Here is a 20,616-nt window from a genome sequence, read left to right on the forward strand (position 1 = left end):
CCGGCGAGCACCCCTGTGACCGCGGCCGACCCCTTCGGATCTACCGCCGTCGGAGCACCGTCACGACGATACCCCCGACGACCACCGCGCCCGCTGCGAGCCCGACCAGGTACGGGGGACGCTTCTCGCTCACACCACGCTTCACCTTCGCGGCGGCGATGCCGAGCTGCTTCGGGACGTTGAGCTTGTCCTCGATCGCGTCGAGCGTGTCGAAGAGCTGCGCGCGCGTCGACGCGACGTCGGCGGCGAGCTTGTCGTGCGGGTGCTGGTCGGTCACTGGTCCTCCGTGGATGGTGCGTGGGTGCTGACGCGGCAGCGTCAGAACCGGCCGCCGACGTCCGGCGTCCGAGACGCGTGCTGGGTCTCGGGGGTCGGCTTCTTGCCCATGCCCCGGACCGCGCGGATGTCGTTCTTGACGCTGTCGATCGTGCGCTCGGGCGTGATCGGCAGGCCCTTCTTGAAGCGCTTCCACCCGACCAGGCCGAGGATCGCTGCGACGACGAGCATCACGAAGGCGACCACGAGCGCCGCCAGCCAGGCCGGCATCACGGTCGCCAGGCCCATCACGGCCGCGGTCAGCAGGACGCCGATCGCGTACAGGACGATGACGAGCGCCACGACGAGCAGCGCGGCCGCCAGGGCGAAGACCTTCGCCTTGCCGACGAGCTCGGCCTTCAGGAGCGCGATCTCACCCGTGACGAGGTTCTTGACGAGCTGGGGCACGTCCCCGACGAGACCGAACAGCGATCGCGGCTTCCGGTCACGTGTGTCCGTCATGAGGTCGCGGCGTCCTTCTTCTGGCCGACCTTGCGGACGACCTTCTTCGTCTGCTCGCCGACGAACTCGGCGACGTCCGGCGTCTTGTCGGCGACGAACTCCTCGACGTTGTGGACGCCCTTCTGGACGCCGTTGCTGTTCCAGATCTTGCCGCTGACGGTCTTGATCTGCTCGTACCGCGCCCGTCCGGCTCGCGATCCCAGGACGTACCCGAGTGCTGCGCCGGCGACGAACAGGAGCCTGCCTCGCATGGTTCCTCCGAGAGTTCAGTGTGCGGTGGTCATACGTCGAGCGGAATGTCTCGGCGTGAAGACCAACAGTAGCCCTCGGCCGGTGCGGGGTCCGCTCAGGAACCCAGGAGGTCCCGGATGCGCGACCGCGTGGTGCCGACGATCCCCGCCAGACCGCGCCCGTTCGAGGCTTCGCCGATGCCGACGACGCCCTCGTCGAGCCCGGCCGGCTCGGTGTCCGGCCCGTGCCAGCGGACGCTCGCTGCGCCGAGCACCTGGTCGGCACCGATCGGTACCCCGAGCAGCGTCGCCGCGTCCGCTGCGGCACGCGTGCCGGTGGCGTCCGACGGGTCGACCAGGAGGCTCCTCCCGACGTCCGCCGCGTCCGCTGCGGTCGTGCGGTAGCTGAGTCGCAGGACGTGCCGACCGTCGGCCGCCTCGGCCAACCACGGCCACTTGGCCGTCGCGTGGGTGATCGCCTTGGCCCGCACGCCGGTGGCGTCCGGGTGCACGAGGACCCCGGTGCCACGGGGAGCGGCGTCGAGAGCCGGTTGGTCCACGACGAGCGTGACGAGCTCGATGCCCGTCCGCGTCGGGCTCGCCGGACGGCGGGGGTCCGGCACCGTCGACAGGACGTGGTCGGCGACCAGGCGCTCGGTCGTGCCGTCCGCGCCGGTGACCTCGACCGCGGCCCGTTCGATGCGGGTGGCGCGCGTGTGCAGGCGGACGTCGACGTGCCAGGTCTCGAGGTCGGCGACCAGCTCGTCGACCAGTCGGACGATGCCCCCACGGATGCCCTGCACCGCGGAGCCGGCGGTGGCGCGGGCACGCAGGGCGATGACCGCACGCGCGAGCGAGCCCTCGCGCTGGAGTGACGCGCGGAGCCCGGGCGCGACCCGGTCCGGGTCGAGGTCGTCCGGGTGCGTGGAGTGCACGCCGGCCACGACGGGGGTCACCAGGTCGTCCAGGACCTTCGCGCCCATCCGCTTCCGGACGAGCTCGCCGAGCGAGGTCGCACGCGCGCCCACCGGCGACGGCAGCAGCGAGTCCATCTGCGCCCGGAGCGCGGCGCCCTGGCCCACGACGGCGATCACGTCGGCGGCCATCGGGGTGCCGGGGATGCCGAGCAGACCGGTCGCGGGCATCTTCGCCGTGCGTCCGTCGCGCGTCGTCAGCCAGGCGCCGCGGGGGTCCGGGTCGACCAGGTCGTTGCCCAGGCCGAGTTCGACCGCCAGCGTGGCGACGGCGTCGGTGCGGGTCGCGAACGAGTCGGCCGCCATGTCGAGGTCGATCCCGGCGACCGTGTGCCGACGGACCATCCCACCCAGCTCCCCGGACCCCTCGACCAGGACGACGTGCACACCGGCCTTGGCGAGGTCGCGGGCGGCGAGCAGGCCCGCGACCCCACCGCCGACGACGACCGCCTCGGTCATGCGGCCGCTCCGCTGCCCAGGGAGTGCACGAGCTGCACGACGCGGGTCAGGACGTCGGGATCGGTCTCCGGCGGGACCCCGTGCCCGAGGTTCACGACGTGTGCGCGGGCCGCGCCACCCCGGCGGACGACGTCGCGCACGTGCTGCTCGAGCACACCCCACGGTGCGGCGAGCATCGCCGGGTCGATGTTGCCCTGCACGGTGACGTCGTGGCCGACCCGCTCGACGGCGGTGTCGAGCGGCAGCCGCCAGTCCACGCCCACGGCCTCGACGCGGGGACCAGCCGCCTGGTCACCGAGTGTGGTCATGTCGGCCAGGACCTCGCCGCTGCCGACCCCGAAGTGGATGCGGGGCACCCCGAGGTCCGCGACGTGCGACAGCGCCCGGACGGAGTGCGGCGCCACGTGGTCGAGGTAGTCACGTCGGGACAGCGACCCGACCCACGAGTCGAAGAGCTGTGCCGCCGAGGCACCGGCGACCACCTGCGCGCGGAGGAACTGCCCCGACACGTCGGCCGCCCAGGACAGCAGACGCGACCAGGTCTCCGGCTCGGCGTGCATGAGCGTGCGGGCGCGGATGTGGTCCTTCGACGGGCCACCCTCGACCAGGTAGGCGGCCAGCGTGAACGGTGCGCCCGCGAACCCGATGAGCGGTGTCGACCCGAGTCCGGCGACGGTGCGGGCGACGCCCTCGTGGATCGGTGCGAGCGCGGTCGGATCGAGTTCGGGCAGCGCGTCGACGTCGGCCGCGGTGCGGACGGGCGAACCGAGCACCGGACCGCGACCGGGGACGATCTCGACGTCGACGCCCGCCAGCTTGATCGGCACGACGATGTCGCTGAAGAAGATGCCCGCGTCGACCCCGTGCCGACGGACCGGCTGCAGGGTGATCTCCGAGGACAGGGCCGGATCGAGGCACGCGTCGAGCATGGCTGTGCCGACTCGAAGGTCGCGGTACTCGGGCAGCGAACGCCCGGCCTGGCGCATGAACCAGACCGGCAGCGTCTCCGGGCGGTCACCGCGGAGCGCCCGGACCAGTGCGGATCCGGCGGTGCGCCCGTCGGCCAACGGATGCGTGGACGGGAGGGCGGTGGTGGGTGCATCGGTCACGTCCTGATTGTCGCAGCAGCGACTGTCGGACATGCGCGGTACCATCGAGTACGTGCTCATCTGTCTCACGGCGTCGCATCGCAACGCCAGCTTCGACCTCCTGGAGCGACTGAGCATCGGCGCCCCCGCGGCGGCCTCGCGTCTGGTCACCGGATCGGACGTCCTCGACGGCGCCGTGGTGCTCGCCACGTGCAACCGGTTCGAGGCCTACCTCGACATCGCGGGCGACGACGGCGACTCCGCGGTCGCGACCACGGTCGACGCGGTGGCCACCGCCAGTGGCCTCGCCCCGTCGGACGTGCTCGACTCCGTGACCGTGCTCGACGGCAAGGACGTCGTGCAGCACCTGTTCGCCGTCTCGAGTGGCCTGGAGTCCGTCGTCATCGGCGAGACCGAGATCTCCGGGCAGGTCCGCCGCTCGCTCGAGGACGCGCGCGCCAACGGGACGACCACGTCGGACCTCGAACGGCTCTTCCAAGAAGCGGCGCACACGTCCCGCGGCGTCAAGACCCGCACCCGCATCGGTGCCGCCGGCCGGTCGCTCGTGCGCCTCGGCCTCGAGCTGGCGTCCTCGCGGGTCACGGACTGGGGCCGGGCGCACGTGCTGCTGGTCGGAACCGGCAGCTACGCCGCCACCACCATCGCCGCGCTGCGCGACCGCGGTGCCACGCGCATCCAGGTGTACTCACCGTCCGGGCGCGCAGCGTGGTTCGCCACCAAGCACGACCTGGTCGCCGCACACGACCTGCGCCAGGCCATCGCCTCGAGCGACGTCGTGATCACGTGCACCTCGAGCGAACAGCCGGTCATCAGCGCCGGCGACCTCGACGACGGGATCCGCCGCATCGTCATCGACCTCGGCCTGCCGCGCAACGTCGACCCCGAGGCCACCCACGTGGGTGGCGTCGAGTTGCTCGACCTCGAGACCATCAGCATCCACGCCCCCGTCGCCGAGCTGAACGCCGAGTCCGAGGCCCGTGCGATGGTCGACGACGCGGTGTCGCGCTTCCGGGCGCAGGCACTCGAACAGTCGACCACCCCGGCACTCGTGGCCTTCCGCAAGCACGTGTTCGGCATCCTCGACGACGAGATCGAGCGCTCCACCCGGCGCGGCGACGTCACGCCCGAGTCGGCCGAGCAGACCGAACGGGCGCTGCGGCACCTGGTCGGCGTCCTGCTGCACCGGCCCTCGGTCCGCGCCCGAGAACTCGGTCGTGCCGGTCGGGGCGAGGAGTTCGTGGGCGCGCTCGACGCGCTGTTCGGGGTCCGTCCCGAGCCGCAGGAAGTCGCCGACGTCGCGGTGCCGGTGGTGCCGTTGACCGACCGGTCCACCTGCCCGCGTGACACGCCCGAGGCGGACGCGAGCTGAGCCTCCCGTCCGTCCTGCGGGTCAGCGCGCTGCTGCTGCTGCGTGAGGGCCGCGTGCTCATGGTCCGCGCCCGTGGGCGCGACGTGTTGTACCTGCCCGGCGGCAAGGTCGAACCCGGGGAGACCGCGGTGCAGGCGGCGATCCGCGAAGCCCACGAGGAGACCGGGCTGGTGGTGACCGCCGCCGACGTCGACGAGTTCGCCGTGGTCACCGAACCCGCGCACGGACAGCCGCCGGGCACGGTGGTCGCGATGACGCTGTTCCTCGCCCGGTCACCGGGCGCGCTGGACACGGCGACGCCGGTCGCGTCGGCCGAGGTGGACGCCGTCGAGTGGGTCACCGCCGACGATGCGGACCGGTGCCCACCCGCCGGCGTGGCGACGCTGCGACTGCTCGTGGATGCGGGTCTGCTCGACGGACCGTCGCGCGGCTAGCCGTTCTCGGTGTCGTCGGTGCCGGTCCCGGAGTCGACGTAGTGACCGACCTCGTCGGAGAGACGCGGCTCGTTCTCGCCCGGGATGTCCGACTCGACGTACTCGCCGTCGGTGCCGGTGGTCGTGGGGACGTCCTCGCCGGGGATGTCGCTGCCGACGAACTCGCCCACCGGTTCGTCTGAGTGCACCGTCGGCTCGCCGGGGATGTCGCTGTCCGTGAAGGCCCCTGCTCGCGTCTCGACACCGTCCGACCGGTCCGATTCGCCGCGGATCTGCTCGTGCTTGCCTGCCATGGTGGATCCTCCAGGTCTGGGACGGCCACTGCGCCGCCCGCCCGCGAGTGTGCTCGTGGACCCTGAGTGCGCCCTCGGACGTACCGCGATGGAAGTGGTTTCGTGTGGGACATGCACCGCAGCAGACGACCACTCGTGACCGGACTCCTCGCCCTGGCGGCCGCCGGGGTCCTCGCCGGCTGCTCGTCGGGCGGCAGCACCGGCGGCACGCCCACCGCCACCGCGACGACGACGGTGACCGCGGCCCCGTCGGCGGGGGGATCGCCGACGGGGGGCTCGTCGACGCCGTCCCCGTCGCAGGGCAGCGCGACGAGCGGCGGGGACGAGGCGTCCGGCGGTACGGGCACGTCGGGTGGCTCGGCGTCCGGTCGCTGCGCCACCGGCGACCTGACCGGATCCATCGCGCCGGGCGGCGGTGGCGCGGCCGGCAGCGTGGACGTCCACCTCGTGCTCACCAACACCGGGTCCACGACCTGCACGCTGCAGGGGTGGCCGGGCGTCTCGTTCGTCGGCGGGGGCAACGGCACCCAGATCGGCGCTGCGGCGACCCAGGAGCAGGGGTCTCCGCACCCGACCGTCACCCTGGCAAGCGGTCAGGCGGCCGTCGCCCCGCTGAAGATCGGGCAGGCCGGCAACTACGACGTGGCGGACTGCGGCCAGACGTCGCCGGACGGCTTCCGCGTGTACCCGCCCGGCTCGAAGCAGTCGCTCTTCGTCAAGGAGACCGCGTACACCGCGTGCCGCGGGTCCGGCGCCACGCTGCTGTCCGTCCAGGCACTCGTTCCCGAGGGACAGGCGACATCCTGACGACCGGGATGTGAAGATGTCGGTGTGAGCACGTCGTCCAGCAACGGATTCCGCAAGCAGCGGTTCACGGACGACGACGGCTCGGGCTACGACACGATCTTCACCTCGGAGTACGGCGGGTCGGACTTCGCGTCCGACACGTACGTCGCCCCGGGCACGCACTACGAGTACCTGGTCGTGGGCGACGACGACCTGTCGCTGCGGACGATGCGCGCCACGGGCGGTCGTCGGACGGGCGTGATCGGTCCGCGCGAGGACCACGTCGTCTTCTGGCTCGCACAGGGACACCTCGAGATGCACTTCGCCGACCGGGTCCGTGTCGTGCGGCCGGGATCGCCGTACATCGCCTCGGCGTCCGAGGCGTACCGGTTCGAGTCCGAGGAGACGATCTACAACGGCGTGCACCTGGCGGATGCGTTCCTGCGACGCGTCGGGCGCGAGCTCGGGTACCACCAGCCCGAGGGCCCGATGCTGTTCGAGCAGCAGGACGAGGTGATCGCCCGCCGCGAGCCCCTGCGTCGGCTGATCCGCGAGCTGAGTCCCGCGCTGATGGACGACCGCGTGCAGGGCGCCATGCGGACCGCGTTGAACCGCCGGCTCGCGGTCGTCGTCCTCGACACCTTCCCCCTGCGCGACCGCGGCGACGACGTCCCCGTGGCCAACCGCCTGCGCGACGCGATCCGGTTCATCGAGGAGCACGCGCGCGAGCGACCGGCCGTCCGCGCGATCGCCGACGCCGCGGGGCTGTCCGAACGCAGTCTGCAGGACGTCTTCGTCCGAACCCTCGGGGTCACCCCGAGCCGCTTCCTGCGCGACCACCGGCTGGACGAGGCGCGCCGGTCCCTGCTGCACGGTGTGGGGGAAGGCGGCGTGGCGGACGTCGCGAGCGCGTGGGGGTTCTCGAATCCGGGACGCTTCGCCACCGCCTACCGCGAGCGGTTCGCCGAGAGCCCCGGCGCGACCATCCGCGCGGCACGAGGCCCCCGGCCGGAGAACGGCACCGTGTCCGCCCGGGTCCGCCGAGCCCTGTCGTTCATCGAGGACCACGCCGACGAGGCACTCACCGTGGAGCGCATCGCCGATGCCGCCGGGGTACGTCCGCGCCGGCTGCAGCAGCTGTTCCAGGCCGAGTGCGGAACCAGCCCGATGGCCCGGGTCCGCCATGTCCGCGCGGAACGTGCAGAGCGCAACGCGGCGGACGAAAAACGCGTCGACCACTGACCCGTCCGGCATCCGGGGGACAAACCAGCGGCGGAACGGCCCGAGTCTGGCAGGTGCCTGGGAAGCGTGACGGCGGCGTGACTTCTCTCTGAGTCAGCCCGTCTCATCCGTGAACAGCAACCGCTGGGAACACCCGGCGGGCACATCGGAAGGAGACCCCATGGCCGACACCACGAACACCACCGCCACGACCGCCACCCCGGCGACGCGCGCCCAGAACACCTCCGGCACGACCACCGGCAAGACCGTCATCGACGACACCGTCGTCTCGAAGGTCGCCGGCATCGCCGCCCGTGAGGTCAACGGCGTGCACGGACTCGGCGGCGGCGCAGCCCGCGCCATCGGCGCCATCCGCGACGCCATCGGCCAGCGTGACCTGGGCCAGGGCGTCAAGGTCGAGGTCGGCGAGAAGCAGGTCGCCGCAGACATCGTGATCGTCGCCGAGTACCCGGTGCCGCTGCAGCAGGTCGCCGACGGCGTCCGCTCCTCGGTCGCCCGTGCGCTCGAGCAGATCGTCGGCATGGAGGTCGCCGAGGTCAACGTCACCGTCCAGGACGTCTACATCCCGGGTGACGACGACAACGACGACGACAAGAAGGAGTCGCGAGTCGCATGAGCAACACACTGAGCGGCGCCCTGATCGGCGCCATCCTGGCAGTCGTCGCACTGCAGTTCGGGTTCTGGGGCTTCGTCCTGGTCATCGTCTTCGGTGCGATCGGTGCGCTCGTCGCAGCCCTCGTGTCCGGCAAGATCGACCGCGGCGCCCTGACCGACGTGCTGACCGGACGCCGGAGCTCCCGGTGACCGGCGGCCCGGTCGTCCCGGGCCGCGCCGAGATCGGTGGTTCGGACGTCCCGGGCCGCGTCGAGATCACGGCGCGGGCCCTGACCTCGTGCGCCCGCGCCGTCGCCGCCGAGCGCCTCGGCGCTCCGGCCAAGCAGGTCCGCGTCGCCCTCGGCGACCACCGTGGCCTCCTCGCCCTCGACATCACGGGGCCGATCGCGGCGTCCGACGACATCGTCGGCCGATCGATCGCCGCCGCGTCCGAGGTCAAGGACCGCGTGGGCGCCCTCACCGGCCGTCAGGTCGGCAGTGCCCACATCGAGCTGACCGGGATCGTGCGCGAGCGCGACACCCGAGTCCGGTAGGAGACATCATGAGCAACAACAGCGTCGAGCGTCGCATCCGTCGCCGGAGCATCCACAGCTCCCGGTCGACCGCGGTGTCGATCGCGCTCGTGGTCCTCGTCCTGGTGGCCGCCTGGATCGGCACCGAGTCGGTCCTGCGCGCAGTCGGCTCGGCTCCGCTCCTGGCGGACCCGCAGACCGCCGTGGACGCGGCACTCCGTCCGGATGCCACGTTCGTCACGATCGCCGAGGTGATCGCCGTCGTCCTCGTGGTCCTGGGCATCGTCCTGATCGTCCTGGCCCTCAAGCCCGGCCGTCAGCACCGATCGGTGGTGCCGCACGACCGCGGTGCCGTCGTCATCGACACCCGCATCATCGCAGCCACCGCCGCCAACGCCGCGAGCTCCGCCGCCGGCGTGCCCGAGGGCAACACCTCGGCCAGCTCGCGCGGCACCACCACCGAGGTCCGGGTCGTCCCGGTCTCCGGCATGGCCGTCAACGAGTCCGCGGTGCAGTCCGCCGTGCAGGAACGCCTCTCCCACCTCGACGAGCGCTTCGGTCGCCGCGTCAAGGTCCGGGTCGCAGAACAGGGGACGCTGTCATGACCAAGAGCAACCGCACCTTGAACCGCATCATCCTGTTCGTCCTGGGTCTGGTGGCCGTCCTGGTCGGGCTCGCCATGGGCGCCGGCGTGCTGCCGGCGGTCCGCGACGCGACCAAGCAGTACATCACGTTCCCCAAGAGCGTCGACGTCCCGTCGGCATCCCTGTGGATCGTCGCGGTCGTCTGCGCCGTCGTCATCGTCCTGTCGCTGCTCTGGGTCTTCACCCGCGGTGGCGGCGGTACCTCGGTCGCCGTCCGGGAACGCTCCGGCGACGACGCGGTCACCATCAACGTCGCACTCGTCCGTGACGTCGTGGACCACGAACTGCGCGGTGTCGGCGACGTCGTCAACGCGAAGGTCGACGTCTACCAGGTCAAGAAGCAGCGTGCCGCCCGCATCCGCGTCGCGGTCCGCCGCGGCGGCGACGCGGTCGCCGTGCTCGACGCGGTGGACCACGCCCTCAGCGTGCTCGACCGCACCCTCGGCCGCCCCGTTCCGGTGCTCGTGCACCTGACCGGCGGGACCCGCTCCGCGCTGGCGAAGTCGGTCCGCGTCCACTGACACCGGTCATCGGACGCACCCCGGGCCTCCCGGCCCACCCCACCCTCATCTGACACACCGGGCAACCAGCCCGACCGACGGAAGGAACCCACCATGGGTCTCGACGACAAGATCAAGAACGCTGCTCAGGACATCGCCGGCAAGGCCAAGGAGGCCCTGGGCAACGCGACCAACGACGACTCCAAGGTCGCCGAGGGCAAGAAGGACCAGGCCGCCGCGAGCGCCAAGAAGACGGGCGAGGACGTCAAGGACGTCTTCAAGAACTAGGCAGCTGCAGTGACGACGACGGGGCATCCGCCAGCGGGTGCCCCGTCGTCTCCTGTCCGGACCGAGGAGGACATCATGGAGAACGAGACCCACGCCCGCACACACGTCACCGATGTGGCGCTGCCCGCGTCGCTGACCGAACCACTGCCCGAGGACGCCAGCGCCCTCACCGTCGCAGCACGCACCGCAGCAGTCACCGCGATCGGCGTCGACGGCGTGCACCACCTGGGCGGCGTGCTCGAACGCGCGGCCGACCAGGTCCGCTCCCGACTCGGCCGGACCGCCAGCGCCCTGGGCGTCAAGGTGGACGACGCCGACGGCACGCTCGACGTGCAGGTGTCGCTCGTCGTCACCTACCCCGAGCCCGTCACGAAGGTCGCTGACGAGGTCCGCGCACAGGTCGCACACGCCGTCGCGCAGGTGGTCGGCCAGCCGGCGACCGTCGACGTCCGGGTGACCGACGTGCACGGCCCGTTCGACGACGAGCCGTCAAAGGTCTCCGAGGCCCTCGACACCGTGCGCGAGAAGGCCACCGAGGCGACCGACCGGGTCAAGGACGTCGCGTCCGACGCGGCCGAGAACGTCAAGGGCGCAGCCTCTGACGCGGCCGCGAAGGCGCAGGAGGTCGGGGCCGACGTCGCCGACCGCACGCGTGACGCCGCCGACCGCACCCGCGAGGCCGCCGCCGAGGCGCTCGACCATGTGCGCGACACCGCGTCCGAGACCGCCGACCGTGCCCGCACGGCAGCGGCCGAGGTGCGCGATTCTGCGTCCGAGACGGTGGACCGTGCCCGCGAGGCCGGCTCCGACGCGGTCGACCGTGCCCGCGAGGCCGGCACCGACGCGGTCGACCGTGCCCGCGAGGTGGGATCGGACGCGCTCGACCGCGCGTCCGAGGCCGCCGGCGACGCCGCTGACGCCGCCGAGGACGCAGCCGACTCCGCGAAGCAGGCGGCCCAGCACGCACGCCACGCGGCCGAGGACGCCGCCGAGGTGATCGCCGACAAGACCGGTGACGCGGTCGACACCGCGAAGGCGAAGACCGGTGACGCTGCGGACGCCGTGGCCGACAAGGCCGACGACGCTCGGGACGCCATCAGCCCCGAGGCCGAGGACGCCGTCGACGCCACGAAGCGTGCCGCCGACGACATGGCCGACGCTGCCGAGCACGCCGCGGACGCGACCAAGGCCGCAGCGGACGACGCGCACGACGCCGCAACGACGGCGCACGACACGGACGCACGCGCATGACCGTGTGGTCCGGCCGCCGCGGGCTGCGATCCGGCCGGGAACGTCCGCCGCGCGCCCGCGGCGTCTGGATCGCGACGGTCGTCGGCATCCTCGCCGTCCTGCTGCTGTTCGTCGGCGCGTTCCTGCCGCTGACCGGGTTCCTGGCCGGCGTCACCGCCACCACCGCGGGACTCGTGCCGTTCCCGTTCATCCGCGTCACGCTCGTGACGATCCTGGGTGGGGTCATCGTCCTCGCCCTGCTGATCCTCGCGGTGACCCGGCGACGGAGCGTGGCGGCATGGGTACCGGTCGTGTTCGCGATCCTGGTCACCCTCGCCGTGACGGCCTACCCGCTCGTCACCGTCGCGATCGGCTCGGCCGACCGGGCCGGCGACGTGTGGCCGATCATCACCGACCTCGTACGACGGATCACCGGCTGACCGGCCGGGATCCGACACTGAAGGGACTCACCATGCGCAACCGTCTGCTCGTCATCGCCGCCATCGTGCTCATCGGCTTCTGGTTCGGCTCGCGGTCCAACCGGACCGTCGTCAAGCAGTCCAAGGGCGAGACCGCCCGCAAGATGTGGAACGACCCGCACGCCCGCAAGGCGCGCAAGAAGCTCCGCGAGAAGATCGAGAAGGCCGCCAAGAAGCACAGCTGACGGCCTGGAGGCCCAGATCGCCTCCGCCACGAACGCCCCGACCGACATCCGGCCGGGGCGTTCGTGCGTGTGGTCGCGTCCGGTCAGCGCGTCACGGTCACGTGGACCGCGTCGAGCACCTCGGTACCCATGGTCCGGAGCGCCTCGACGACGGCGAGACGCCGGTCGAGCGTGTCGTCCTCGAACGTCACGGTCACCGCGTAGCTGACGCTCGACCCGGGCCCGCGCAGCACCCCGGCCTCGGACCGGACACCCGGCCCGGTGCCCGTCACGGCGACCGACTGCAGTCCGTGGTCGAGCGCCCGGTGCGCCAGGGGGTCCAGACCGAACGCCCCGGCGACCAGGGTGAGGTCGCTCGCCAGGGACAGCCACCCGAGGACCCGGTTCGACACGCCTTCGTCGACGACCTCGCCGAGCGCCAGACCCCGCATCACCCAGCTGAGCTCGCCAGCAGCGGCCACGGCGACGTCCGGGGCGTCGTCGGGGCCCCGGCGGTCGCGGACCCGGTCGATGAACGCGGACCGCTCGACCCCGAGCGACTCGGCACGTTCGCGCACGGCGTCGATGCCGACCGTCGACAGCAGCGCGTTCGTCGCCCACGCGTCCGCGGTCGCCCCGACCAGCGTCGCCAGGTCGGACACCTGCATCGTCGGCTCCTGCAAGAACTGCCACAGCCCGGGCCCGCCGGCGGTGTCGCGGGCCATGCGCTGCAACCGGTCGCCGTGCAGCCGACCGTCCTCGAGCCGCGCGGCGACCTCGATCAGCAGCAGGATCCGCCCGAGGCCGCCGACGGACTGCACCAACCGGTCGTCGACGGCCAGCAGGGCCTTGCCGCTCGACGTGTCGATGACGGACGCGCTGACACCCGCACCGTCGAACGCGAGCGCGCCGAGGGCCTCGACCGTCGCCGAGAACCGTTCCTCACCGCCGCCGCGATGCCGCCCTCGGGCACGGCTGCCCGCGCCGGCACGGCTGCCCGCTCCCGCGCGGCCGTCCTGGCGTCGCCGCCGCGAGGACGGAGCCGCGTCGGGTTCGACCATCACCAGATGGCGACGCGCTCGGCCGGGTCGAGGTACATCGCGTCCAGCTCCGTCACGCCGAAGGTGTCGTAGAACACGTCGATGTTCTGCACGACCTGGTTGCAGCGGAACTCGTTCGGCGAGTGCGGGTCGATCGTCAGCAGCCGCTCTGCCTCTTCCGGACGGATCGCCATCCGCCAGGCCTGCGCCCAGCTGAGGAAGAACCGCTCGGCGCCGGACAGCCCGTCGATCACCGCGGGCTCCTGCCCGTCGAGCGACAGCAGGTAGGCCTTCCACGCGATGGACAGCCCGCCCAGGTCGCCGATGTTCTCGCCGATCGTCAGCGCACCGTTGACGTGCCCGTCGGGGACCTCGGTCGGCACGAGCGCGTCGTACTGGGCGATGAGGGCCTTCGTGCGCTCCTCGAACGCGGTGCGGTCGGCCTCGGTCCACCAGTTCTGCAGGCGTCCGTCGCCGTCGTACTGCGAGCCCTGGTCGTCGAACCCGTGGCCGATCTCGTGCCCGATGACGGCGCCGATCGCCCCGTAGTTGGCCGCGGCGTCGCGGTCGGCCTCGAAGAACGGGAACTGCAGGATGGCCGCCGGGAACACGATCTCGTTGAAGCCCGGGTTGTAGTACGCGTTGATGGTCTGCGGGGTCATGAACCACTCGTCGCGGTCGATGGGCTTGCCGATCTTGCCGAGCTCACGGTCGACCTGGAAGTCCGCGACCGCGCGCACGTTCCCGAGCAGGTCGTCCGCGGTGACCGACAGCGCCGAGTAGTCGCGCCACTGCACCGGGTAGCCGATCTTCGGCGTGAACTTGTCGAGCTTCTCGAGAGCACGGGCGCGGGTCTCGTCGGTCATCCAGTCGAGGTCCGTGATGCTCTGCCGGTACGCCTCGACCAGGTGCGCGACGAGGTCGTCCATCGTCGCCTTCGACGTCTCGTCGAAGTGCTCCTGCACGTAGATCCGGCCGACGGCCTCGCCCATGGCGCCCTCGACCAGCGAGACACCGCGCTTCCAGCGGTCTCGCTGCTTCGGAGCACCCGTGAGCGCCGTGCCGTAGAACGAGAAGCTCGTCGCCGAGAACGCCTTCGTCAGGTAGGGCGCCGAACCGCGGATGACCTGCCACGCCAGCCAGTCCTTCCAGACCTGCAGGTCCTCGGACTGCAGGAGCTCGGCCAGGCCGGTCAGGAACGACGGCTCACGGACGACGACGGTCTCGAACGCGCCAGCGGGGGCGTCGATCGCCTGCCACCAGCCCTGCAGGTCGATCCCGGGCGCGAGTGCCGCGACCTCGGACCACGGCAGCTTGTTGTAGGTCTTCTGGCTGTCGCGCGTGGCGACGTTGTCCCAGTGCTTGCCGGCCAGGGCGGTCTCGAGTGCGATGACGTGCTCGGTGCGCTCGGCGCCGTCGTCGAACCCGGCCAGGGGGAACATCGCGGCGACGAACTCGCGGTACTTCTGGCGGATGTCGGCGAAGCGGTCCTCGCGGTAGTACGACTCGTCGGGCAGACCCAGTCCGGACTGCTCGAGGAAGACGACGTAGGACTCGGGGTCGCCCGGGTCGTTGTCGACGAACAGCTGCAGGAAGCTCGGCAGGCTCAGGCGCTCGAACCGGCCGACCAGGCTGATGACGTCGGCGGGGCTGGCGACCGCGGCGACCTCGGCGAGCAGGGGCTCGATCGGCGCGGTGCCGAGCGCCTCGAGCGCGGCCTCGTCCATGAAGGACGAGTACAGGTCGCCGACCTTGCGCTCCTCGGTGCCCGGGTCGGCCTGCTGCGAGCGCTCGATGATGTCGCGGACGGCGACCTCGGCCGCCTCGGCCAGCACGGTGAACGAGCCGTACCGGGCCTTGTCGTCGGGGATCGGTGTGGCGTCGATCCACTTCCCGTTGACGTGGCGGTACAGGTCGGTCCCCGGCTGCACCGTCTCGTCGAGTTCGTCGGTCTGGATCCCTGTGGTCGCTCGGACGTCGGTCATGCGATCCACGATAGTCACCGAACGGCGCCGGGCATCGGGCTGCCGGTACGGTGCTGCCATGGGACTTCCGTGGAAGCTGCACGGTGACGGCACGACCGTCTCCGCGACGACGATCGTGGCGCCGGACGAGCGCCTGACCTGGCCGCGGACCATCGGCCTGGGCGTGCAGCACGTCGTGGCGATGTTCGGCGCGACGTTCCTGGTCCCGCTGCTGACGGGCTTCCCGCCGTCGACGACGCTGCTGTTCAGCGGCATCGGGACGATCCTGTTCCTGCTGATCACGGGGAACCGGCTGCCGAGCTACCTCGGCTCGTCGTTCGCGTTCATCGCGCCGATCGGTGCCGCGACGAAGATCGGCGGCATCCCGCTCGCCCTGTCCGGCATCATCGTGGTCGGTGCGCTGCTGGCGGTGGTCGGTCTGGTCGTGCACCTGGCCGGCGCCGGGTGGATCGACCGTCTCATGCCCCCGGTCGTGTCCGGCGCGATCGTCGCCCTGATCGGGTTCAACCTGGCCCCGGCCGCGCGCGACAACTTCACGAAGTCCCCCGTCGTCGCGCTGATCACCCTGCTGTCGATCATCCTGGTCACGGTCCTGTTCAAGGGGCTGCTCGGACGCTTGTCGATCGTGATCGGCGTCGTCATCGGGTACGTCGCCGCGCTCATCGGCGGCCAGGTGGACTTCAGCGCCGTGTCCGACAAGCCCTGGATCGGCCTGCCGACGTTCACCGCGCCGGCGTTCGACCCGGCACAGCTGCCGATCTACCTGGCGTTCGTGCCGGTCGTCCTCGCACTGGTCGCCGAGAACGTCGGCCACGTCAAGGGCGTCGGGCAGCTCACGGGCCGCGACCTCACCCCGCTGACCGGGCGGGCCCTGATGGCCGACGGCATCTCCACCGTGCTGGCCGGTGTCGGCGGTGGCTCGGCGACCACCACGTACGGCGAGAACATCGGCGTGATGGCCGCCACCCGGGTCTTCTCGACCGCCGCGTACTGGGTCGCTGCGATCGCCGCGGTGCTGCTCGGGCTGTCCCCGAAGATCGGCGCGGTCATCTCGAGCGTGCCGGCGGGCGTGCTCGGCGGTGCCACCACCGCGCTCTACGGCCTGATCGGCGTCATCGGCATCCGCATCTGGGTCGAGAACCGCGTCGACTTCGCCAAGCCCAAGAACCAGCTGACGGCGGGCATCGCGCTCATCATCGGCATCGCGGACTTCACGTTCTCGTTCGGGCAAGCGAGCTTCAGCGGCATCATCGTCGGCACCGTCGCCGCGATCGTCGTCTACCACCTGATGGACCTGATCGGCCGTGCCCGCGGGACCGACCCGGCCGAGCCTGCGGCGTCGGAGACGGCGCACGCCGCCACCGGCGGCGTGCCCGCGGAACCGCGCGCGGACTGACGGTCGGACGGGAGGCCGTGGTCGGTCCGTCTGCGCACCGCACGCTGCGTGGACGGCGCGACCAGGGCCTCCCGTCCGGTCCGGCATGATGTCCTGATGCCCTCGTCACGTCGCGCCGTCGACCGCGACATCGTGCGGTTGGCACTGCCGGCGCTCGGTGCGCTCGTCGTCGAGCCGTTGTTCCTGATGACGGACACCGCGCTGGTCGGGCACCTCGGGGCGACGCCGCTGGCGGCCGTCGGACTCGCGAGTGCGGTGCTGCAGACCGTGACCGGGCTGCTGGTGTTCCTGGCCTACTCGACCACGCCCGCCGTCGCCCGGGCGCTCGGCGGCGGTGACCGTCGCGCCGCGGTGCACGCGGGCATCGACGGGATGTGGCTCGCCCTCGGGCTCGGGGTCGTGCTCGCAGTGGTCGGCTGGCCGCTCGCCGGGCCGCTCGTGTCGCTGTTCGGTGCCGACGACGCCGTGTCCGACGCGGCGACGGCGTACCTGAGCGTGTCGCTGATCGGGCTGCCCGGGATCCTGGTCGTCACCGCGTCCACCGGACTGCTGCGCGGGCTGCAGGACACCCGGACGCCCCTGGTCGTCGCGACGATCGGCTTTGTGGCGAACGGGCTGCTCAACGCACTGCTCATCTACGGACTGGGGTGGGGCGTGGAGGGCTCGGCCGCCGGCACCGTCATCGTGCAGTGGGCGATGGCCGCGGTGTACGTCGTGATCGCGGTGCGCGCGGCGCGGGCGGTGGGTGCACCGTTGCGGCCCGGGACCTCGGGCGTCGCACGGGCACTGCGCTCGGGCGCCTGGCTGTTCCTGCGCACGGCGTCGCTGCGCGTGGCGATGCTCGCGACGATCGGTGTCGCGGCCGGGCTCGGGACGACCGGGCTCGCCACCACCCAGGTCGGGCTGACCGTGTTCAGCACGTTGGCGTTCGCGCTCGACGCTCTGGCGATCGCCGGGCAGGCACTCGTCGGGCATGCGCTCGGCGCACGGGACGCCGACCGGGTCCAACTCGTGACGACGCGGCTGGTGGTGCTCGGGATCGGCGGCGGCGTCCTGCTCGGAGCGCTGACGCTCGCCGCCAGCGGTGTGCTCGGGCCGGTGTTCTCGGACTCGGACGCGGTGCAGGGTGCGCTGCCGCTCGTGCTCGTGCTGATCGCGGCGGGGATGCCGATCGCGGGCTACGTGTTCGTGCTGGACGGGGTGCTCATCGGCGCCGGGGACGCGCGGTACCTGGCGGTCGCGGGCGGGCTGAACCTGGTCGTGTACCTGCCGCTGCTGTGGGCGTTCGGGGACGGGCTCGCGACGCTGTGGGCGGTGTTCTCGTTCGGGTACATCGGGGTTCGCGCGGTGACGCTCGGCGTGCGGGCGCACCGGCCGGGGTGGATCTCGGTGGCGCTGGCGCGCTGAAGCGGCGCGCACGGCGGCGTGAGCACGGTGCGAGGTTCGGCGCGCGGTGCGGAGTTCGGCGGCGCACGCACGGTGCGAGGTTCGCTCCCGGTGCGAGGTTGGCGACTCGGTGCGAGGGAACAATCCGGCACCGAGCGGGCAACCCTGCACCGGAGCCCGGGCAACCAGCACGGTGCGAGGTTCGCCGGCCGGGGTCAGGACGCGCGGGGCGGCCCCGTCGTGTCGCCGATGCGGAGCTCGGAGCGGAAGGACGCCGGGCTCGGCGCCGCACCCTCGAGCATGGCCAGGGCAGCGCGGGCGGCCGCCTGCCCCTTCTGCACGAAGGGCTGCACGAGCGTGGTCAGGTGCCGGATCGGCGACCGGTGCAACAGGCTGTCGTCCACGTGGATGCCGTCGAAACCCACGACGCTGACGTCCTCGGGAACGCGCAACCCGGCCTCGAGCGCTGCCGAGATCACCCCGACGGCGAGCAGGTCGCTCTGCGCCACGACGGCGGTCGGTCGGCTGCCACCGGGGCCGAACAGGGCGTCACCGGCGATGCGCCCCTCTTCGACCGAGCTGCCGCCGGCCTCGATCGCGACGGCGTCCGGGAACACGCCCCGCACCCCGCGCAGCCGCTCCATCGTCGTGTGGGCGGCACCGGCGGCGAACCGCTCGTCGGACATCGGGCCGCGGTGCCGCGAGGCGTCGAGCGGCAGCGTGACGACCGTCACCGCCTGGTGCCCGAGGTCACGCAGGAACGCGGCCGCGCGGCGCGAGGCCTCGCGGTTGTCGAGCTGGATGGGGACCGCACCCGCGATGTCGTCGGCCTCGATCGCGACGACGGGGATGCCACGGCGTCTCAGGACCGCGACCGCGGGGTCGACACGGACGTTGCAGCCCACCAGCACCACCGCGTCCATCGGGGCGTCGACCAGCGGACCGGCGCCGCGCTCGTCGTCGAGCGGACTGCGGACGAGCAGCAGGGACACCCCGGCCTCGCCCGCGACCTCGGCGATGCCGTCGAGCGTGAGCACGTTCACCGGGTCGCGGAAGGCGTCGCTCAGCCGCTCGTCCATCACGACGCCGATGACGCCGGAGCGGCCGCGGCGCAGGGACCGGGCGCGGGGGTCCGGTCCGTCGTACCCGAGTTCGGCAGCGGCGGCGAGGACGCGCGCTCGGGTGTCCTCGGACACCGGGCCGGTGCCACTGAAGGCGAGTGATGCCGTGGACGGTGCGACCCCGGCGGCGCGGGCGACGGCGACGAGCGTCGGCCGAGAGCGCCGTGCGCCGACAGCGCCGGCAGCGGCAGGCGCGCCGGAACCAGCAGCGCCGGGCGCGCCAGCGTCGGGAGCGCCCGACGCGCCGGGAGGTGTTGCCGTGTCGTCCATCGCCGGTTAGCGTATCCGACAACCCCACTCGAATCGATTCGACAGGATCAGCACCATGACGACGGCGTCAGCCACCCGGACCACCCCGAGCACCACCGCCTGGCGCAACGCGGTGTTCGTCGTGTTCACCCTGTCCGGCCTGGCGATCGCGACGTGGCTCGGCCGGATCCCCAGCGTGCGCGACGAACTCCACGCCAGCACGTTCGAGATGGGCCTGCTCGTGGTCGGCATGAGCGTCGGCTCGATCGCCGGCCTGACCTTCGCCGGGCACATCGTCGGTCGACTCGGCGCGAAGCGTGGCGTGCAGATCGCCGCCGTCTGCCTGGCCCTCGGCCTGGTGATGGCCGGTGTCGCCGTCAGCTCCGGGTGGGGCTTCGCCGCGATCTGGGTCTGCCTGATCGCCTTCGGCTTCGGCAACGGCCTGTGCGACGTGTCGATGAACGTCACCGGGGCCACCGCCGAGCGCCTGGGCGGCCGCACGATCATGCCGCTGTTCCACGCCGCGTTCAGCCTCGGCACGCTCGCCGGCGCCGGCCTCGGAGCCCTGGCCGAGGGGCTCGAGGTCCCCGTCGCGCTGCACTTCATCCTGATCGGTGTCGTCACCTGCGTCGCGCTCGGTACGGCCGTGCGGTGGTTCGGCGACGAGCGGATCACCGAGCCCGAGCCGACCGAGACCAGCCCGGTCCCGCTGCCCGTCTCGCGCTGGGCCGTGTGGAAGCAGCCGTCGACGCTGCTGATCGGCGTGATCGTCCTCGGCATGGCGCTGGCCGAGGGGTCCGCCAACGACTGGCTGCCCCTGGCCATGATCGACGGGCACGGGCTCGACAACGCCAGTGGCTCGGCGGTGCTGACCGTGTTCCTGGCCGCGATGACCGTCGGCCGCGTCGCCGGCAGCCCGCTCATCGACCGGTTCGGACGCGTCCCCGTCCTGCGCACCAGCGCGGCCGTCGCCGTGCTGGGGCTGGGCATGCTGATCTTCGTGCCGAGCATCCCGCTGGCGATCGTCGGCGTGGTGCTCTGGGGGCTCGGGGCCAGCCTGGGCTTCCCGATGGGCATGTCCGCTGCGGCCGACGACCCCCGCACCGCGGCCGCGAAGGTCAGCGCCGTGGCCACCATCGGCTACGTCGCGTTCCTGGCCGGCCCGCCGATCATCGGGTTCGTCGGCGAGCAGTTCGGGCTGCTCAACGGTCTGCTCATCGTGTTCGTGTTCATCGTCGCGGCCGGACTGGCATCCGGGGCCGCACGCGAGTCGACGCCGGACGCGACGCGGACGACGGAAGCCGAGCCGGGCCTCCAGGGCCGTTAGGCTTCCC

25 protein-coding genes are annotated in these 20,616 nt (G+C 72.2%); 16 read left to right on the forward strand and 9 right to left on the reverse strand.

From position 1 onward, the window contains the following. Window positions 1-40: 40 nt before the first annotated feature. The 5 genes from ACLBWP_RS14760 to hemE all read right to left on the reverse strand — a co-directional run bounded on the left by ACLBWP_RS14760 (window position 41) and on the right by hemE (window position 3,582). Window positions 41-277, reverse strand: coding sequence for a DUF3618 domain-containing protein (locus tag ACLBWP_RS14760; protein WP_243563428.1), 237 nt, complete (start codon window positions 275-277; stop codon window positions 41-43). A 41-nt stretch (window positions 278-318) separates the two neighbouring features. Beyond that, window positions 319-777 carry a phage holin family protein gene (locus ACLBWP_RS14765; protein WP_243563427.1) on the reverse strand — a complete coding sequence of 153 codons (459 nt, stop codon included), beginning with the start codon at window positions 775-777 and terminating at the stop codon, window positions 319-321. Further along, on the reverse strand, window positions 774-1,028 hold the full coding sequence (locus ACLBWP_RS14770) for a hypothetical protein (protein ID WP_071301257.1): 255 nt from the start codon (window positions 1,026-1,028) through the stop codon (window positions 774-776). The genes ACLBWP_RS14765 and ACLBWP_RS14770 overlap by 4 nt, the downstream gene beginning before the upstream one ends. A gap of 95 nt (window positions 1,029-1,123) precedes the next feature. Next, the gene (locus ACLBWP_RS14775) at window positions 1,124-2,440 is read right to left on the reverse strand and encodes a protoporphyrinogen/coproporphyrinogen oxidase (RefSeq protein ID WP_447655754.1); all 1,317 of its coding nucleotides are present in this window, start codon (window positions 2,438-2,440) and stop codon (window positions 1,124-1,126) included. Then, window positions 2,437-3,582, reverse strand: a complete 1,146-nt coding sequence (gene hemE, locus ACLBWP_RS14780) for a uroporphyrinogen decarboxylase (RefSeq protein ID WP_447655755.1) — start codon at window positions 3,580-3,582, stop codon at window positions 2,437-2,439. Before hemE ends, ACLBWP_RS14775 begins: the two co-directional genes overlap by 4 nt. 19 nt (window positions 3,583-3,601) lie before the next feature. Here hemE and ACLBWP_RS14785 point away from each other — a divergent pair, with 19 nt between their 5' ends. Beyond that, window positions 3,602-4,918, forward strand: a complete 1,317-nt coding sequence (locus tag ACLBWP_RS14785) for a glutamyl-tRNA reductase (RefSeq protein ID WP_447655756.1) — start codon at window positions 3,602-3,604, stop codon at window positions 4,916-4,918. 14 nt (window positions 4,919-4,932) lie between these two features. After that, entirely contained in the window at window positions 4,933-5,352 is a 420-nt protein-coding gene (locus ACLBWP_RS14790) for an NUDIX hydrolase (RefSeq protein ID WP_447655784.1), read from the forward strand. Here ACLBWP_RS14790 and ACLBWP_RS14795 read toward each other — a convergent pair. Next, window positions 5,349-5,645: a hypothetical protein gene (locus tag ACLBWP_RS14795; protein ID WP_243563421.1), complete on the reverse strand. Its 297-nt coding sequence runs from the start codon at window positions 5,643-5,645 to the stop codon at window positions 5,349-5,351. The genes ACLBWP_RS14790 and ACLBWP_RS14795 overlap by 4 nt on opposite strands. Before the next feature lie 111 nt (window positions 5,646-5,756). Here ACLBWP_RS14795 and ACLBWP_RS14800 point away from each other — a divergent pair, with 111 nt between their 5' ends. The 11 genes from ACLBWP_RS14800 (at window position 5,757) to ACLBWP_RS14850 (ending at window position 12,126) form a co-directional block, all read left to right on the forward strand. Further along, a complete protein-coding gene (locus ACLBWP_RS14800) occupies window positions 5,757-6,452 on the forward strand; it encodes a DUF4232 domain-containing protein (RefSeq protein WP_447655757.1) in 696 nt (231 codons plus the stop codon). A gap of 24 nt (window positions 6,453-6,476) precedes the next feature. Further along, complete coding sequence (locus ACLBWP_RS14805; RefSeq protein ID WP_447655758.1) at window positions 6,477-7,673, forward strand: helix-turn-helix domain-containing protein; 1,197 nt, start codon at window positions 6,477-6,479, stop codon at window positions 7,671-7,673. Between the two features lie 160 nt (window positions 7,674-7,833). After that, window positions 7,834-8,289 carry an Asp23/Gls24 family envelope stress response protein gene (locus ACLBWP_RS14810; RefSeq protein ID WP_447655759.1) on the forward strand — a complete coding sequence of 152 codons (456 nt, stop codon included), beginning with the start codon at window positions 7,834-7,836 and terminating at the stop codon, window positions 8,287-8,289. Beyond that, on the forward strand, window positions 8,286-8,477 hold the full coding sequence (locus tag ACLBWP_RS14815; RefSeq protein ID WP_243563417.1) for a DUF2273 domain-containing protein: 192 nt from the start codon (window positions 8,286-8,288) through the stop codon (window positions 8,475-8,477). Before ACLBWP_RS14810 ends, ACLBWP_RS14815 begins: the two co-directional genes overlap by 4 nt. Continuing rightward, window positions 8,474-8,821, forward strand: a complete 348-nt coding sequence (locus tag ACLBWP_RS14820) for a hypothetical protein (RefSeq protein ID WP_243563416.1) — start codon at window positions 8,474-8,476, stop codon at window positions 8,819-8,821. Before ACLBWP_RS14815 ends, ACLBWP_RS14820 begins: the two co-directional genes overlap by 4 nt. Before the next feature lie 8 nt (window positions 8,822-8,829). After that, window positions 8,830-9,405: a DUF6286 domain-containing protein gene (locus ACLBWP_RS14825; protein WP_243563415.1), complete on the forward strand. Its 576-nt coding sequence runs from the start codon at window positions 8,830-8,832 to the stop codon at window positions 9,403-9,405. After that, window positions 9,402-9,965: a hypothetical protein gene (locus tag ACLBWP_RS14830; protein WP_447655760.1), complete on the forward strand. Its 564-nt coding sequence runs from the start codon at window positions 9,402-9,404 to the stop codon at window positions 9,963-9,965. Before ACLBWP_RS14825 ends, ACLBWP_RS14830 begins: the two co-directional genes overlap by 4 nt. A gap of 93 nt (window positions 9,966-10,058) precedes the next feature. Then, a complete protein-coding gene (locus ACLBWP_RS14835) occupies window positions 10,059-10,232 on the forward strand; it encodes a CsbD family protein (RefSeq protein WP_243563413.1) in 174 nt (57 codons plus the stop codon). A 75-nt stretch (window positions 10,233-10,307) separates the two neighbouring features. Next, a complete protein-coding gene (locus tag ACLBWP_RS14840; RefSeq protein ID WP_447655761.1) occupies window positions 10,308-11,483 on the forward strand; it encodes an Asp23/Gls24 family envelope stress response protein in 1,176 nt (391 codons plus the stop codon). Continuing rightward, window positions 11,480-11,902 (forward strand): MFS transporter permease, encoded by a 423-nt coding sequence (locus ACLBWP_RS14845; RefSeq protein ID WP_447655762.1) that lies wholly within the window; start codon window positions 11,480-11,482, stop codon window positions 11,900-11,902. Before ACLBWP_RS14840 ends, ACLBWP_RS14845 begins: the two co-directional genes overlap by 4 nt. A gap of 32 nt (window positions 11,903-11,934) precedes the next feature. Beyond that, a complete protein-coding gene (locus ACLBWP_RS14850; protein ID WP_243563410.1) occupies window positions 11,935-12,126 on the forward strand; it encodes a hypothetical protein in 192 nt (63 codons plus the stop codon). Window positions 12,127-12,209: 83 nt separating this feature from the next. Here ACLBWP_RS14850 and ACLBWP_RS14855 read toward each other — a convergent pair whose 3' ends face one another. Together ACLBWP_RS14855 and ACLBWP_RS14860 are read right to left on the reverse strand one after the other, a co-directional pair. Continuing rightward, window positions 12,210-13,166 carry a serine hydrolase gene (locus ACLBWP_RS14855; RefSeq protein WP_447655763.1) on the reverse strand — a complete coding sequence of 319 codons (957 nt, stop codon included), beginning with the start codon at window positions 13,164-13,166 and terminating at the stop codon, window positions 12,210-12,212. Continuing rightward, complete coding sequence (locus ACLBWP_RS14860; RefSeq protein ID WP_447655764.1) at window positions 13,166-15,130, reverse strand: M13 family metallopeptidase; 1,965 nt, start codon at window positions 15,128-15,130, stop codon at window positions 13,166-13,168. Before ACLBWP_RS14860 ends, ACLBWP_RS14855 begins: the two co-directional genes overlap by 1 nt. A 58-nt stretch (window positions 15,131-15,188) precedes the next feature. Here ACLBWP_RS14860 and ACLBWP_RS14865 point away from each other — a divergent pair, with 58 nt between their 5' ends. Both ACLBWP_RS14865 and ACLBWP_RS14870 read left to right on the forward strand, forming a co-directional pair. Continuing rightward, the gene (locus ACLBWP_RS14865; RefSeq protein ID WP_243563407.1) at window positions 15,189-16,526 is read left to right on the forward strand and encodes a uracil-xanthine permease family protein; all 1,338 of its coding nucleotides are present in this window, start codon (window positions 15,189-15,191) and stop codon (window positions 16,524-16,526) included. 96 nt (window positions 16,527-16,622) lie between these two features. Beyond that, window positions 16,623-17,933, forward strand: coding sequence for an MATE family efflux transporter (locus ACLBWP_RS14870; protein WP_447655765.1), 1,311 nt, complete (start codon window positions 16,623-16,625; stop codon window positions 17,931-17,933). Between the two features lie 194 nt (window positions 17,934-18,127). On the opposite strand, the gene ACLBWP_RS14875 is transcribed toward ACLBWP_RS14870, so the two are convergent. Next, on the reverse strand, window positions 18,128-19,303 hold the full coding sequence (locus tag ACLBWP_RS14875) for a LacI family DNA-binding transcriptional regulator (protein ID WP_243563405.1): 1,176 nt from the start codon (window positions 19,301-19,303) through the stop codon (window positions 18,128-18,130). Between the two features lie 55 nt (window positions 19,304-19,358). Here ACLBWP_RS14875 and ACLBWP_RS14880 point away from each other — a divergent pair, with 55 nt between their 5' ends. After that, complete coding sequence (locus tag ACLBWP_RS14880) at window positions 19,359-20,609, forward strand: MFS transporter (protein WP_447655766.1); 1,251 nt, start codon at window positions 19,359-19,361, stop codon at window positions 20,607-20,609. The last annotated feature ends 7 nt before the right edge of the window (window positions 20,610-20,616 follow it).

Source organism: Microbacterium sp. M1A1_1b (genome assembly GCF_053345565.1).